At 55.9% G+C, this 13909-nt stretch carries 15 protein-coding genes; 8 read left to right on the forward strand and 7 right to left on the reverse strand.

What is annotated here, in order from left to right; genetic code table 11:
• Positions 1-21: 21 nt before the first annotated feature.
• Positions 22-768, forward strand: coding sequence for an SDR family oxidoreductase (locus WFL93_RS06365; protein ID WP_049853370.1), 747 nt, complete (start codon positions 22-24; stop codon positions 766-768).
• Between the two features lie 131 nt (positions 769-899).
• Complete coding sequence (locus tag WFL93_RS06370) at positions 900-1361, forward strand: GNAT family N-acetyltransferase (protein WP_336777568.1); 462 nt, start codon at positions 900-902, stop codon at positions 1359-1361.
• Here WFL93_RS06370 and WFL93_RS06375 read toward each other — a convergent pair.
• Together WFL93_RS06375 and WFL93_RS06380 are read right to left on the reverse strand one after the other, a co-directional pair.
• On the reverse strand, positions 1358-1780 hold the full coding sequence (locus WFL93_RS06375) for a nucleotide triphosphate diphosphatase NUDT15 (RefSeq protein ID WP_180823906.1): 423 nt from the start codon (positions 1778-1780) through the stop codon (positions 1358-1360). The genes WFL93_RS06370 and WFL93_RS06375 overlap by 4 nt on opposite strands.
• 79 nt (positions 1781-1859) lie before the next feature.
• Entirely contained in the window at positions 1860-3008 is a 1149-nt protein-coding gene (locus tag WFL93_RS06380) for an MFS transporter (RefSeq protein WP_336777569.1), read from the reverse strand.
• A gap of 248 nt (positions 3009-3256) precedes the next feature.
• Here WFL93_RS06380 and WFL93_RS06385 point away from each other — a divergent pair, with 248 nt between their 5' ends.
• Together WFL93_RS06385 and cybB are read left to right on the forward strand one after the other, a co-directional pair.
• Complete coding sequence (locus WFL93_RS06385; RefSeq protein WP_336777570.1) at positions 3257-3751, forward strand: MarR family winged helix-turn-helix transcriptional regulator; 495 nt, start codon at positions 3257-3259, stop codon at positions 3749-3751.
• A 90-nt stretch (positions 3752-3841) separates the two neighbouring features.
• Positions 3842-4381: a cytochrome b561 gene (gene cybB / locus WFL93_RS06390; RefSeq protein ID WP_336777571.1), complete on the forward strand. Its 540-nt coding sequence runs from the start codon at positions 3842-3844 to the stop codon at positions 4379-4381.
• A 30-nt stretch (positions 4382-4411) separates the two neighbouring features.
• On the opposite strand, the gene WFL93_RS06395 is transcribed toward cybB, so the two are convergent.
• Positions 4412-4765: an MmcQ/YjbR family DNA-binding protein gene (locus tag WFL93_RS06395; RefSeq protein ID WP_336777572.1), complete on the reverse strand. Its 354-nt coding sequence runs from the start codon at positions 4763-4765 to the stop codon at positions 4412-4414.
• Between the two features lie 126 nt (positions 4766-4891).
• On the opposite strand from WFL93_RS06395, the gene WFL93_RS06400 reads away from it, so the two are divergent.
• Positions 4892-6007 (forward strand): metallophosphoesterase, encoded by a 1116-nt coding sequence (locus WFL93_RS06400; RefSeq protein WP_336777959.1) that lies wholly within the window; start codon positions 4892-4894, stop codon positions 6005-6007.
• Between the two features lie 62 nt (positions 6008-6069).
• Here the strand turns inward: WFL93_RS06400 and WFL93_RS06405 are convergent, their stop codons facing one another.
• The gene (locus tag WFL93_RS06405; RefSeq protein WP_336777573.1) at positions 6070-6681 is read right to left on the reverse strand and encodes a TetR/AcrR family transcriptional regulator; all 612 of its coding nucleotides are present in this window, start codon (positions 6679-6681) and stop codon (positions 6070-6072) included.
• A 137-nt stretch (positions 6682-6818) separates the two neighbouring features.
• On the opposite strand from WFL93_RS06405, the gene WFL93_RS06410 reads away from it, so the two are divergent.
• Entirely contained in the window at positions 6819-8039 is a 1221-nt protein-coding gene (locus WFL93_RS06410; RefSeq protein WP_336777574.1) for an MFS transporter, read from the forward strand.
• Here WFL93_RS06410 and WFL93_RS06415 read toward each other — a convergent pair.
• On the reverse strand, positions 8011-8652 hold the full coding sequence (locus WFL93_RS06415; protein WP_336777575.1) for an HD domain-containing protein: 642 nt from the start codon (positions 8650-8652) through the stop codon (positions 8011-8013). The two genes, WFL93_RS06410 and WFL93_RS06415, sit on opposite strands and share 29 nt — an antisense overlap.
• Before the next feature lie 112 nt (positions 8653-8764).
• On the opposite strand from WFL93_RS06415, the gene WFL93_RS06420 reads away from it, so the two are divergent.
• Positions 8765-9727 carry a GlxA family transcriptional regulator gene (locus tag WFL93_RS06420; RefSeq protein WP_336777576.1) on the forward strand — a complete coding sequence of 321 codons (963 nt, stop codon included), beginning with the start codon at positions 8765-8767 and terminating at the stop codon, positions 9725-9727.
• A gap of 34 nt (positions 9728-9761) precedes the next feature.
• On the opposite strand, the gene WFL93_RS06425 is transcribed toward WFL93_RS06420, so the two are convergent.
• Positions 9762-10598: an alpha/beta fold hydrolase gene (locus tag WFL93_RS06425; RefSeq protein WP_336777960.1), complete on the reverse strand. Its 837-nt coding sequence runs from the start codon at positions 10596-10598 to the stop codon at positions 9762-9764.
• A 256-nt stretch (positions 10599-10854) separates the two neighbouring features.
• Between WFL93_RS06425 and WFL93_RS06430 the strand changes: the two genes are divergently transcribed.
• Positions 10855-11859, forward strand: coding sequence for a GlxA family transcriptional regulator (locus tag WFL93_RS06430; protein ID WP_336777577.1), 1005 nt, complete (start codon positions 10855-10857; stop codon positions 11857-11859).
• A 4-nt stretch (positions 11860-11863) separates the two neighbouring features.
• Here the strand turns inward: WFL93_RS06430 and WFL93_RS06435 are convergent, their stop codons facing one another.
• The gene (locus WFL93_RS06435) at positions 11864-13804 is read right to left on the reverse strand and encodes a methyl-accepting chemotaxis protein (RefSeq protein ID WP_336777578.1); all 1941 of its coding nucleotides are present in this window, start codon (positions 13802-13804) and stop codon (positions 11864-11866) included.
• Positions 13805-13909: the final 105 nt, after the last annotated feature.

The raw sequence follows: 13909 nt of genomic DNA on the forward strand, positions 1-13909 counted from the left end.
AAGGCAATGCAGGAGTGAAAGATGAAAACGATTCTAATCACCGGCTGTTCTTCCGGCTTTGGTCACGCCACCGCGCTCTATTTCCTTGAGCGCGGCTGGAACGTGATCGCCACCATGCGCAATCCGCGTGCCGACCTGTTTCCCGCTGCAGATAATCTGCGTTTGCTGCAGTTGGATGTCAGCGATGCGGCCAGTATCGAGCAGGCTATCGCCGCAGCGGGCGATATTGATGTGCTGGTGAATAATGCTGGAATTGGCGTGCTGACCTCGCTGGAAGGCACGCCAATGTCGACCGTGCGTGACGTCTTTGAAACTAACACGCTCGGCACGATTGCACTGACGCAGGCTGTGCTGCCGCAGTTCCGTGCCAGGCAGAGCGGTACCATTATCAACGTGACATCGACGGTCACACTGAAATCCTTGCCGCTGCTGGCGGTTTACACCGGCAGTAAAGCCGCAGTGAATGCCTTTACCGAATCGCTGGCGCTGGAGCTACAACCGTTCAACATCAACGTGCGTCTGGTGCTGCCGGGTCTGGCTCCCACCACCGATTTCGGCAAGAACGCGATGCCGCGCATGGAAAACACCCAGCTTGAACCGTATCAGCCGCTGCTTGATGGCGTGTTTAACGCGATGCAACAGCCGCAGCCGACCACCAAAGCGAGCGATGTTGCTGAAGCGGTGTGGCGCGCGGCAACCGATCCCGATGCGCCGATGCGCATTCCTGCCGGTGAAGATGCGGTGGCGTTAGCCAACCAGCCAGGTTAACTGTGAATCTCGGCGACAACAAGGTATTCAGCAGATGATGCCGGGCGCCAGCGTGGTGCGCAGTTTGTTTGGCAATATCAATAGCTAACCGCTATGTTGTCACTCTCGCCTGCTCACTTTTAGGACTCTGCATGCACATCAGCCCGTTGGCGCAGCAGCCACAGTTATTCGATGCAGTCACCCAGATGTTGCATCGTGAATGGTCAGATTTACCAAACTGGCGCGATGCGTCTGTTATTCAGCAGCGCTTGCAGGCACGCAACGCGGATCGGGCTAAAACGGTCACGCTGGTAGCGACCACCACAGCTGGCGAGTTAATGGCGACCGCCAGCATCATCCACTACGAATTAGGCGATCTCAGCGAGCGCGAGTTTTGGCTCGGCGAGGTCATTACCGCGTCAGAACATCGTGGCAAAGGCCTGGCGAGTGCTTTGGTGACGCAATTAATTGCCGAAGCGCGTCTGCGTGGCATCGCGGCGCTGTGGCTGTATACACCCGACCAGCAAGCGCTCTATCGCCGCTTCGGCTGGCAAGATGTGGAACAGCGCGAGATTGCTAATGAAGATGTGACGGTGATGAAGTTGGTCATTTAAGATGATTTCGCCAGCGCCTGCAGCGCCGCCAGTCCATCACGCGTAATCCAGCTACGCAGCGGCGCAAATAACGGTTCAGGCAATTCCTCGGGCGCGAACCAGTGCCAGCCGCTGCACTTTTCCGGCTCCATCAGCTGCGGCTCGCCGCTAGCGTCCTGCGCCACCAGTAACAGCGTGATGTAATGCTTGTTGACCTCGGGAAACACATCGCTCACAAAGGCGCCGTTTTGCACCTCACCGAGCTGCAAGCCGGTTTCTTCCAGCACTTCGCGTCGCGCGCACGCTTCCGGCGCCTCACCAAATTCCAGATGACCGCCCGGCGCGGACCAATCCCCTGCGCCATGGCTACCTTTACGCTGCCCTAACAACAGTTTCCCATCGCGAAAAATTAACACGCCGATGCCCACTTGTGGCGACATATGTGCTCCTTGTTTGCCAGGTCGTCATAAATGACGACCTGAGGTTATCGAAAAACTGCCCCACGTTTTATCACACTCTTTATTGCTGCGGTTTGAAACGTAACGCCATCACCATTAGCAGCACAATGCCCACGCTCATTATTGCCCACGCGCTATCCAGCGATGCGGCGCGATCGCGCACCATGCCGGCAATCAGCGGCATTAGTGCTGCCAGCAAATAGCCACCGCCCTGCACGAAGGAGAGCAGCGCGCCCGCCTCTTCTGGCGTGTGCGCATGATCCAGCGTGACAATTAGCGAAAGCGGGAACAACGCGCCGATGCCCAATCCCAGCAGCAAGGTGGGCAGCCACACCTGCGCGCCGCCCAGTAATATCAGGCTGATCAAACCCAACAAAATCAGGGCCAAGACCACCAGCAGCGGACGGCGACGATCGCGGAAGCGGTGAATCAGCGCCGACAGCACAAACCCCGCCACCACCTCGGTTAGCGTTAAAGCCCCCAGCACGTAACCGCTCTGCTCCGGCAGCCAACCGTGCTGGATATAAAACGGCGGCAGCCACGCCAGCACTAAGGTATAAGCGCCGGTGCCGATACCAAAGAAGATCATCAGCAGCCAGGCACGGCGTGCGCGATCCGCGCGGGGAGCGGTGCGGTGTTGTGCTGGCGCGCTGCCGGACGAACCTACCAGCCACAACAGCAGTGCAATCGCAGCAGGTAACAGCGGAATCGCGAGCGTTACCGCCAAGCCCCAGGAGTTCGCCAATGGCACGGCACTGGCTGCCGCAATCGCTGCGCCTGCCATGATGCCGGTGGTGAACAGCGCCATCAGCGTGCCCGCTTTCGCGCCGAAGTGACGTTTAATCTGCGCTGGCATCAACGCCTGAATTAAGCCAATGCCACAGCCCGCCACCAGCGCGCTGACAATCAATGCAGTGGCGGATTGGTCGAATCCACGCGCCAGGCTGGCCAGCGCCAGTAACAGCAATCCCGCCGCTATGCCACGCACTTCGCCAAGCGTACGCAGCAGCAGCGGACCGGCCAGCGCCGCTAATCCCATCATGATCACCGGTAAGGTAGTCAGCAGACTTAGCTGCGTGGCGCTAAGGTGCGCGTCCTGTTGCAGCAGCGGAAATAGCGGCCCCATCGCCGCCATAATTGGTCGCAGATTCAGCGCGATAACAAAAACCAGTAAGGCAAACATCCCAACCGCAGGTAAAGTACGATTCACTTTGCAACTCCTTGCACATTAAAAGTATCTTAACGTTAAGATACTTTTCGCGACAGCAATAGCCCCTGCGCACAAAGCAACAAATTAAAAGTTAGGAGGGCAAGGCTGAATAACACATACCAATCGTAGCGGCGCAATTTATTGCGCAATGCCTGTATGGGCGCATTTAGCCGTCATTGAGATGCGCGATAAATCGCGCCGCTACGGATGGTGCAAAATGTATAAAAGTTAATGAATGGAGAATCAGATTGGCGGATCACGTTGATTTTGTAATGGAACAGTGGACCAGCGCTATGCCTGAGCTGGATGCATCATCAATGGCGGTGTTTGGTCGCATGCTGCGCATCATGCAGCATCTGGCGAAAACCCGCGCGGCGGCACTGGCACCTTTTGGTTTCCGTGATGGCGAATTTGATGTGCTGGCGACGCTGCGGCGCGCGGATGCGCCCTATCGCTTATCGCCAACGCAGCTGTATAAATCCTTGCTGGTGACTTCGGGCGCCATGACCAATCGGCTCAATCGACTGGAAGACGTGGGTTTGATTATGCGTATCGCCGATCCCGAGGATAAGCGCAGCACGCTGGTGGCGCTCACCGACGCTGGCCTCGCAAAGATTGAGCAGGCGCTGCAAGTGCATACGCAAACGCAAAACCACTTGCTGAGTACGCTGGATGATGCGCAACAGCAGCAACTGCAATCTCTGCTCAGTCAGCTGCTGGTGGCAAGCGAAACGGGAAGTTAATTCGCGGTTATCGATGTGTCAAAATATGAATTAATTCAGCGCTTTTTCCGTTAAAGTATGCCTCCCGCCCGGCATTGTTACGGATTAGAGATGAGCAACAAATACGCCCCGTCGCAAATATTTCTTCACTGGTTGACCTTTCTGTTGGTCGTCACTGCGTATTGCACCATGGAATTTCGTGGACTGGCGACGCGCGGTTCATGGCAAGGCTTCGCGATGATCATTGGTCACTTCAGCGCCGGCAGTTGTGTGCTGGTGCTGATGCTGTCACGCGTGATGCTGAGTTTTCGTCATCGCAGCCCGGCAATTATACCCAAGCCCCCGCACTGGCAAACCGGCCTGGCGCATCTGATGCATCTGGCGATCTACCTGTTTTTCATCGTATTGCCGACGCTGGGCATTTTGTCGCGCTTCTATATGGGCCGCACATGGTGGATTTTCGGCATTCCGATGCCGGTGAGTGGCGATCCCGATCCCGATTTTGCTGACATGATTGCAGACTGGCACGAAACCCTCGCGCCTTATGGCTATTGGCTGATTGGCATTCACGCGGTTGCCGCTTTAGCGCACCATTATCTGTTCAAAGACAATACGTTATTGCGCATGATGCCATCGCGTCGCTCACGTTAACACGCGTAGTGACAACGTCACGCAGCGTGGCTAAAACGTCAGACTAAAACTGTCGTCAAGCAAGGCTAAAATCTCGCTATCCGGCAAGCCGTTTTCCAGCGTGATGCTGAGCCAGTGCTCTTTATTCATATGGTAAGCCGGATAGACGCCATGCTGTTGACGCAGCGAACCATTCAGTTCGGGCCGGGTTTTAATGTTCATCACGTCGATCACCGGTCCATCCGGCAAACCGAGTTTGTGGCTCTCCAGCGGGAACACCAGCGCAAACCATTTGCGATGTCGCGGATGACGCAGCACCGCGTATTCACTGTGTTTTTTCCAGGGATAATCGGGTTCTACCTGATAGTGCTGATATATGTAGTCGAACAGCTGCTGGCGTGTCATGCATCCTCCGTGGTGAGCCACGCGCAAAAAAAGCACGTGCGAAGCCATCATACTAATCAGTAAAGACTACACTGCGTATTGATTTTTTTGCGCTGAAACAGCGCCCTTAAACCAGGGAAGTGAATGATGTTTCATCTGATTTTCAGCATACCGAGCTGGTATGTAATCGCGCGGTTTATATTCCCGTTAGCGATGCCGCTGCTATTAAAAATTGTTCTCTCTCTGCTGGTGTTACTGGCTTCACAGTATCTGCTGGTCAGTCGATTTACCTCCGGCAGCATGTTCTCGCCGGAAATGCCCCGCGCCATCGTCATTCTGTTCAACTGGGGTTTTAGCGCCGTTTTGTTTCTCGCGCTCACCCAGTTTGTGATTGATGTGGTGGCGCTGATCTCGCTGTTATTCCGTCATCCGTTTGAAATCGTGCCGGCGATTCGTTATGTGGCGGCGGCTTTTGCTTTCATTCTTGCTACCGTCGGCGTTTATCAGGCGATACGCGTTCCGCCGGTTAAAGATGTGACGATCGCCATTAAAGATCTTCCCCGCGAGTTCGAAGGCTATCAGCTGCTGCAGCTGACCGATATGCACATCACCAAACTGTTCAATGAGAAGTGGACGCGCGCGCTGGTGCAAAAAGCCATGACGCTGGATGTCGATCTGATTCTGGTGACCGGTGATGTGATTGATGGCACGTTGCACAATCGCCGCGCGGACGTGGAGCCACTGCGCGGTTTACATGCGTCTGATGGTGTTTTTGCCATCACCGGCAACCATGAATATTTCTTCGAGCAGGAGCGCTGGACCGCGCATTTGGCATCGCTGGGGCTGGAACCTTTGCTTAATCGCCATACCGTGATTAACCGCCATGGCGCAGAGCTGGTGATTGCCGGCATGCCGGATACCTCAGCTTCACGTCGTGGTGCCGTAGGGCCGGATTTAGATTTGGCGTTGGCAGGTGCACCGGAAAATGCGCCGGTAATTCTGCTCGATCACCAGCCGCGCAATGCACGGCAAAACGCCGTGAAGAACATCGATCTGCAGCTGTCCGGACATACGCACGGCGGCCTGATTGTGGGCTTTGACCGGCTGTTTGCCAAACCTAACGCGGGTTTTGTCTCGGGGTTGTATCAGGTGGATGGCATGCAACTCTATGTCAACAATGGAACCGCACTTTGGCCGGGCATGGCGGTTCGCTTAGGCCGACCATCGGAGTTAACTCGCATTACCCTGCAGCGTAAAGAATAAAGCGCTCACTCAGGTCGCCAGCGCGCATTGAGGCCTCAATGCGCGCTGGAATGTAAAGCACATCAGCGCCGCGACGCATCCCACAATCTCATCATTTGCGCGATGCCCCGCTCAACCTCCACGAGGGGAACGTTATCCCGCGCCAGCGTTGAAATGCCCAGCATAAAACTGTTGAAGCTGACCGTCAGTGCCAGCGTCTCCTCATCATTTTTCAACTCTCCACTGCTGATGCCTCTCTCAACGCAATGCTTAATGCCTGCACCGGTACGCATGCGCGACGCCTCAAGCGGTCTCAGCACGTGACGATTCTCTTCAGCGCAGGATGACATCACGCTGAGCGCAACCATGCATCCGCGCGGATGCGAAGGATCGTACTGCATTCTGGCGGAGTTCAGCAGCGCCGTCTCCAGCGCCTGCCGGGCGGGTAAGCGGCTATCCCACAACGCTTCCGTTACCTGGGCATGCGTTTGCAGATAACAGTTCGCCGCTTCAGCAAACAGTGCTTCTTTCGATCCAAACGCGGCATAGAAGCTTGGCGCGGTTATCCCCTTGCCTATCGATGCTTTCAGTTGCGCGAGCGAGGTTGAATCGTAGCCATTTTGCCAAAAGAGGTGCATGGCTTTCACTACCGCTTCATCCCGGTCAAATTGTCTTGGTCTGCCTGTTCTCATCATCAACTCCTCCGCTATTTATACTAATCGATACAGAATTCATTGACAACGTACAGCACCACTACGCAATATAAATACCGATCGATACATATATTGATATTGCGCGATGGCGTTGTTCTTACTCAACTAAAGGCTTAACGATGAAATTAGATAAACATGGAGAAGCGCAGCAACTGCCGATATTGGCGCTGTTGGCGCTGGCGATGGCGGGCTTTATCTGTATTCTGACGGAGACGATACCCGCTGGTTTGCTGCCGCAAATCAGTCAGGGACTGGCTATTTCGCCTGCGCTGGCGGGTCAGATGGTTACCGCGTATGCCGCCGGTTCCCTGATCGCAGCGATTCCGCTGACGCTGCTGACACGAAGCTGGTCACGCCGCGTGGTTCTGTTGAGCACCGTCGGTGGATTTCTGGTTTTTAACACGCTCACCGCCGTCTCTTCTAACATCACCCTCATTTTAATCGCGAGATTTTTAGCCGGGGCGTCGGCTGGCTTAGCGTGGAGTTTGATTGCGGGCTATGCACGCAGAATGGTGATTCCCTCGCTGCAGGGACGTGCATTGGCACTCGCCATGGTAGGCACGCCAATTGCGCTCTCATTGGGCGTTCCAGCGGGAACCTGGATGGGATCGTTACTTGGATGGCGTCTGACTTTTGCCGTGATGTCGGGGCTGTCGATCATCCTGATTGGCTGGATACTGCTGGCCGTGCCGAATTATCCCGGCCATTCCGCCAAGCAAAAAATGCCGCTCGCGGCGGTATTACGCCTGCCCGGCGTACGCTCCGTGCTTGGCGTGGTGCTGGCGTGGATGCTGGCGCATAACATTCTCTATACCTATATCGCACCCTTTATTGCCTCGGCGGGACTGGCGGCGCGAGTGGATCTGGTACTGCTGATCTTTGGCATTGCCGCGCTGGGCGGGATTTTCATCACCGGCAAAATTATCGATACCCATCTGCGCAAAGCGGTGCTGTTATCCCTGTCGATGTTTGCGGCGGTAGCGCTGGTGTTTGGCTTGATCACGTTAACACCCGGCGTAATCTATCCAGGCGTCGCCGTCTGGGGGCTGACATTCGGCGGTGCCGCGACGCTGCTCCAGACGGCATTGGCCGATGCTGCCGGTGAATATGCCGACGTCGCGCTCTCGATGAATGTCGTAACATGGAACAGCGCCATCGCCCTCGGCGGTTTAACCGGCGGATTGCTGCTCAAGCATGCCGGTTCCCAATCGTTCCCGTGGGCGATCCTCATATTGCTGTTGGTCGCATTAGCGATTGCCCGACGTGCACATCAGGGTTTCCCAGCGATGAGCAGCAGAGCCAAAGTATCACTCAGCCCTGCCAGCGAGACTGACGTATAACACTGCAGAAATTGAGCGGCGAGAATTCAGGCTGTTTGTCCTTGATCACATCGGCTTTGACATTACCAAAGGTGGTGTCCGGTTTATGCCGGATGCCATCGTAGAACGCCTGGATGATCTCCTCTTTAAACGCCGTCGAACGCGGGTAGCGGCTCGTTACCGCGCCAATCTGCTCCTCAGCAAATTGCTCATAGCCGATGCCCAGCACATCCATCTCCACCCCAGCGGTAACCAGCGCGATTTCTGGCGCCATAAACTCGGGAATTCCCGGCGTGGTGTGCAACGCAATGGCGGTCCACACCTTGTCGATATCGCTGGTGGCGATGCCGTATCCTTGCAGAAAATCTCGTGCGGCATTTGCCCCATCAACTTCAAAACGTTTATCACAGCTGCAATGTTCATGCGTCAGCCCAATGTCATGAAACATGCAGCCGATATACAGCAGCTCGCTATCCACGCTGAGTCCGCGCTGCTGTCCAGCCAGCGCGCCCCAGTAATACACGCGGCTGGAGTGGTTAAACAGCAACTCTGATTCGGTATCGCGCACAAATTCTGTCGCTTCGCGCGCCATTTTGCTATCCGGGATGCGGATGCCGGTAATGTTCAAACTCATGTTCTCTCTCCTGTGGGTTGTCTACAGCCAGAATAAAGCGCAAGCTAAAGTCTTGAAGTGTTCAATAAAGATGATTAAGGACATTGCGTTGTTTTGGGACAGGAGAAAGAGAATGAGTCATGAAATAGCGATTGTGGCAATACCGGGCGTTCAGCTGCTGGACGTGTGCGGCCCGCTGGATGTTTTCGCCGAAGCCAATCGCCTGCTTAAGCGCCAGGTTTACTCATCAAGGATTATTTCCGTCACCGATGCTGAAGTTCAGGCTTCCTCCGGCGTAAGGTTGAATGCCGATCTCCTGCTGGAAAATAGCGACAACTTTACGCCACACACCTTACTGATTGCGGGCGCGCCGGGCATTGCCGATTTCGCCGCCGATGAAAGCACGCTGCACGCGCTAACCGGTTTATGCGAGCGCAGCCAGCGTTTCGGATCGGTTTGCAGCGGCGCATTGTTGTTGGCTCGCACTGGCTTGCTGCAGGGCAAACGCGTCACCACCCATTGGGAGTGCGCGGGTTTGCTGGCGGCGCTTTATCCCGAGATAACGGTAGATGCCGATGCGTTATGCGTTGCCGATGGACGTGTGCGCACCGCGGCTGGCGTGACTTCCGGGCTGGATCTGGCGCTGCGCCTGGTTGAGGAGGATTTGGGACGCGACGTGGCGATGGAGATTGCCGCGCATCTGGTGATGTTTTTCCGCCGTCCGGTGAATCAGACGCACTTTATGCGCAGCAACGGCGCATCGCTTAATGGCCGCTCGGCGTTGCAGGAGCTACAGCGCTGGGCGATCTCCCATCTGGCAGAGGTCAAAACGGTAGCAATGATGGCAGAACATATGGCGATCAGTGAGCGCCATATGACGCGGCTGTTTCGCCAGGCGCTAGGCATGACGCCAGGACAATGGCTGGAGCGCGAACGCGTCGCCAAAGCTAAACAACTGCTGGAGCAAAAATCACTGCCGGCAAAAGCGCTGGCGTTGCAGTGCGGATTCTCGGGTGCGGATGTCATGCGGCGTGTGTTCAGCCGGGTAACCGGTATGACGCCCTCGGCTTACAGCAAAATGAACGCAAAAAGCTAAAAGCCGGACGGATGTCCGGCTCATGAGAGGTTAGTTACGCTTTAGCAAACGCCAGCAGATCGGGGTTAATCTGCTCAGGATGGGTCGCGAACATACCGTGTGACAAACCCGGATAAGTTTTCAGCGTGCCATGCTTCAGCAATTTGATGGCTTTGTGTGCTGAGTCATCAATCGGCACCACCTGATCGTCTTCACCATGCAGCACCAATACCGGCACGCTAATCGCTTTCAAATCTTCGGTAAAATCGGTTTCAGAGAAGGCAGCGATACAGTCGTATTGCGCTTTGGCACCGCCCGCCATGCCCTGACGCCACCAGTTATCAATCAATCCCTGGCTGACTTTCGCGCCAGGACGATTAAAACCGTAGAACGGTCCTGCCGGCACATCGATAAAGAATTGCGCGCGGTTGGCTGCCAGCGCCGAGCGGAAACCGTCAAACACCGACTTTGGTAAACCTTGCGGATTGGCTGCGGTTTTCAGCATGATTGGCGGCACCGCGCCCATCAATACCGCCTTCGCCACCCGACCTTTCTCAGCGTGCGCCACATAACGCGCCACTTCGCCGCCGCCGGTGGAGTGACCAATATGGATGGCGTTGCGCAGATCTAACGCCCTGGCCAGTTCCGCGACGTCGGCAGCGTAGGTGGTCATATCATTGCCGCTGTCGGTTTGATCGGAACGCCCATGTCCGCGACGGTCGTGGGCGATAACGCGGTAACCTTCGGCTAAGAAGAACAACATTTGGTTGTCCCAGTCATCTGCGCTTAAAGGCCAGCCGTGGTGAAACACCACCGGTTGCGCGTTTTTTGGACCCCAGTCTTTGTAGAAGATGCGGGTACCGTCTTTAGTAGTGATGATGCCGTTGCTCATTTTAGAATCTCCAGACTGTGATGATAATGATGTTAAACCGGTGGCGAAGGCCGAGTGCGCCAGCCCGATGCTGGCTGACAGCGTACCGCCAAGAATCAATAAACTTCGTCGTGAAATCGCTAGCTGTTCAATCACTGCACCTGACATATTCAATCCCTGTTAACGCTGATTGCTGTTCGATGGATGCATTGTCAGGGAAAACGGCAAGGTGTAATATTGTCATTAATGACACATTAAGGGCCGTAAGTGACAAATAATGAACTCAGCTGAAAACCACGTTGTTGCCGAGGTCGGCCTGGTGATGTATCCCGATTGCCAGCTCGCGGCGATATATGGGCTAACCGATATGTTCAGGATCGCCGCAGAGTGGGCGGAGAATATCTCCGGAGAGGAACGCAAACGAACCATCCGCGTATCGCATTGGCAGATAGACCCAAACAGCGACCACATGCAGTGCGTCTGGGATAGTCATCCTGAGACGCCGCATCGTTTAAGCTACGTGATTGCGCCGCCAAGCCTGGTGGTGCCCGCCAGGATGGTGCCGATGAAGGTGCCTGCCGCCTGGATGAGCGAGCTGTATAACGCGGGTGTTACCCTGTGTTCGGTATGCGCCGGCGCATTTGTGCTGGCTGAAACCGGGCTAATCGATCATCGCCGCGCCACCACGCACTGGGCGTTTGCGCAGACGCTGGCAGAGCGTTTTCCGGCGGTTGAGGTGGCGGTAGAAAATATGGTTATCGACGATGGCGATATTATTACCGCTGGCGGGATACTGGCATGGACGGATTTAGGTTTGACGCTGATCGAAAAAGTGTTAGGCACCGGCACCATGTTAGCCACCTCGCGCTTCTTGCTTATCGATCCGCCGCGACGTGAACAAAGTACCTATTCCGCTTTCATTCCTAACTTTGAGCACGGGGATAGTCAGATTCTGCGCGCGCAGCATCACCTGCATGCACGCTATGCCGAACAGCACAGCATTGAGACCATGTCCGAGCTGGCAAGCATGACGCCACGCACTTTCCTGCGTCATTTTCAGAAAGCGACCGGCATGCGCCCAACGGATTATTTGCAGCAGGTGCGTATTATGAAAGCGCGCGATGCGCTGGAGCTGAGCAATCGTGCTGTCGATCAGATCGCCTGGGAAATTGGCTATAGCGATCCTTCCGCCTTCCGTAAAATATTCCGTAAACTCACCGGCATCACGCCTGGCCAGTACCGGCAGCGGTTTGGCACCCAGGAACGGGTGCCAAACGCTTAAGACATCAACTCAGCTGGAAACGCCCAACGGTGTTCGCCAGCTGCGATGCCTGATCTTCCAGCGAACTGGCGGCGGCGGACATCTCCTGCACCAGCGCGGCATTCTGCTGCGTGGTGCTGTCCATTTCATTGACTGCGATAGTGACCTGGCTGATACCGCGCGCTTGTTCATCGGAGGCAATAACAATTTCACCGATGATGGTGCGCACCGAATTTACCGCCTGCGTCATCTCCTGCATGGTTCTGCCGGCATCCTGCACCAGCTGCACCCCGCTACCAACGCGCTGCGTCGACTCCTCAATCAGCGCACCGATATCCTTCACCGCATTGGCGCTGCGCTGTGCCAGATTCCGCACTTCCGATGCCACCACGGCAAAACCGCGCCCCTGCTCACCGGCACGTGCGGCTTCAACTGCGGCGTTTAGCGCCAGAATATTGGTCTGGAAGGCGATGCTATTAATAATCGCCGTGATATCGCCAATCTTCTTCGCGCTGTCGTCGATCTGCGCCATGGTTTGCACCACCTCACCCACCAGCGTTTCCCCACGGCTGGCGATGTGCGTGGCGTTATCGGTCAGCGTTGTCGCCTGATGCGCATTGGTGGCGTTGTGTTTCACCGTCGCGGTGATCTGCTCCATGCTGGCAGCAGTTTGCTCCAACGCGGCAGCCTGCTGTTCAGTGCGTGATGCCAGATTCAGGTTGCCGCTGGCGATCTCACCCGCGCCCTGACGTACCGATGAACTGGCGTCCTGAATCTGCCCAACGATCTCACGCAGCTGGTTTTGCATGGTATGCAGCGCATAGAACAAGCTGCTGTTATCGCGCCCTTTCAGGGTGATGACGTTATCCAATTTGCCATCGGCCACCGCTAGCGCGATGGTTGCCGCCTCCAGCGGTTCGCCACCAATGGGTTTCAGCACCTTCCGGTTAAACAGCATGCCAAGCAGCGTACACACCACCAGAATACTGATGATCATCAGGATTACCGCGTGGATCAGCTGGCGATGCGCGGCGGCCATCACTTTGCTCACCGGCGCCACCACGCCGAGATACCATTGCTGATCGCTGTTACCGATTGTCACCGGCTGCCAGGTCACCAGCGCATCTTCACCGAGCAACGCATCGTGTTGTTCCGTTACGCTATGGCTGAAGTTGTGGGTATCGCCCTTCCACGCTTTGCTGGTCTGGCTTTTATCCGGGTACGAAACCACCTTGCCAGCACTGGAGAGCAACATCGCATAGCCGCTGCCATCCCAGGGTTTGATTTTATTCACCTTCTCCTGCAGCGAAGCCAGCGAAATATCCGACGTCACTACGCCCCACAGCTTGCCCTGGCTGACAATCGGTGCCGCGACGGAGGTCAGCAGCGTAGGCACGCCGTTGTAGGCGTAGCTGTAAGGCTCAATCAGCGTGTCTTTCTGGCTTTTCTGCGGCAGCAAATAGTAATCGCCCTGGCCTGGAGTGAAGATTGAGGTCAGCGGATGCAGGTTGAAATTGCCGGTTTGGTCGCGATCGACAAAAAACGCGTAGCGACCTTTTGGCGCCGCATTCGGCTGGGCGGCAAACTCCGCGTCGCGGCCGTCAAAGGCGTTTTCTTCGAAGATCACCGAGATCGAGAGATAGTCTGGATTGTCGCGCAGTGCCGACTCCATCAGTTTGTCGGCGACCTTACGATCCTGAATGCCCGCTGCGGGCAGCGCGATCAGGCTATGGCCGAGGTTGTGGGCAACATCGCGCGCGTAGCTAAGTTGATGCTGAATTTGCAGCGCCTGGCTCTGCGCGATCTGTTGCAGGTAGTTTTCGGCCAGCGACTTTTGTTCGTTACTGGATTGCCAGCTCAGCACGCCGATGGTTACGGCAAAGCCGAGCGTGATGGTCAAGGCGCCCGTCAGCAGCATCTGCGTGCGGGTGCTCATGGTTTTCTTAGGTGATGCGTGTTTGGCCATTATGGCGCTCCTGGAGTTGACACTTTTCGGTAATCAGAACCACTCCCTGTGCGCGTACATCCCTTTGAAGAGACTATCGGCGCGCGGCGGGGGAACTTGATGGCG

Origin of the sequence: Pantoea sp. USHLN256 (assembly GCF_037149875.1) — a bacterium.
Classification (GTDB): Bacteria; Pseudomonadota; Gammaproteobacteria; order Enterobacterales; family Enterobacteriaceae; genus Pantoea; species Pantoea nemavictus.

What these genes read in the sequence shown, in the direction of transcription:
- WFL93_RS06365 (WP_049853370.1), top strand. Translation starts at nt 22, where the DNA reads ATGAAAACGATTCTAATCACCGGCTGTTCTTCCGGCTTTGGTCACGCC.
- WFL93_RS06370 (WP_336777568.1), top strand. Translation starts at nt 900, where the DNA reads ATGCACATCAGCCCGTTGGCGCAGCAGCCACAGTTATTCGATGCAGTC.
- WFL93_RS06375 (WP_180823906.1), bottom strand. Translation starts at nt 1,780, where the DNA reads ATGTCGCCACAAGTGGGCATCGGCGTGTTAATTTTTCGCGATGGGAAA.
- cybB (WP_336777571.1), top strand. Translation starts at nt 3,842, where the DNA reads ATGAGCAACAAATACGCCCCGTCGCAAATATTTCTTCACTGGTTGACC.
- WFL93_RS06395 (WP_336777572.1), bottom strand. Translation starts at nt 4,765, where the DNA reads ATGACACGCCAGCAGCTGTTCGACTACATATATCAGCACTATCAGGTA.
- WFL93_RS06400 (WP_336777959.1), top strand. Translation starts at nt 4,892, where the DNA reads ATGTTTCATCTGATTTTCAGCATACCGAGCTGGTATGTAATCGCGCGG.
- WFL93_RS06405 (WP_336777573.1), bottom strand. Translation starts at nt 6,681, where the DNA reads ATGATGAGAACAGGCAGACCAAGACAATTTGACCGGGATGAAGCGGTA.
- WFL93_RS06410 (WP_336777574.1), top strand. Translation starts at nt 6,819, where the DNA reads ATGAAATTAGATAAACATGGAGAAGCGCAGCAACTGCCGATATTGGCG.
- WFL93_RS06415 (WP_336777575.1), bottom strand. Translation starts at nt 8,652, where the DNA reads ATGAGTTTGAACATTACCGGCATCCGCATCCCGGATAGCAAAATGGCG.
- WFL93_RS06420 (WP_336777576.1), top strand. Translation starts at nt 8,765, where the DNA reads ATGAGTCATGAAATAGCGATTGTGGCAATACCGGGCGTTCAGCTGCTG.
- WFL93_RS06425 (WP_336777960.1), bottom strand. Translation starts at nt 10,598, where the DNA reads ATGAGCAACGGCATCATCACTACTAAAGACGGTACCCGCATCTTCTAC.
- WFL93_RS06430 (WP_336777577.1), top strand. Translation starts at nt 10,855, where the DNA reads ATGAACTCAGCTGAAAACCACGTTGTTGCCGAGGTCGGCCTGGTGATG.
- WFL93_RS06435 (WP_336777578.1), bottom strand. Translation starts at nt 13,804, where the DNA reads ATGGCCAAACACGCATCACCTAAGAAAACCATGAGCACCCGCACGCAG.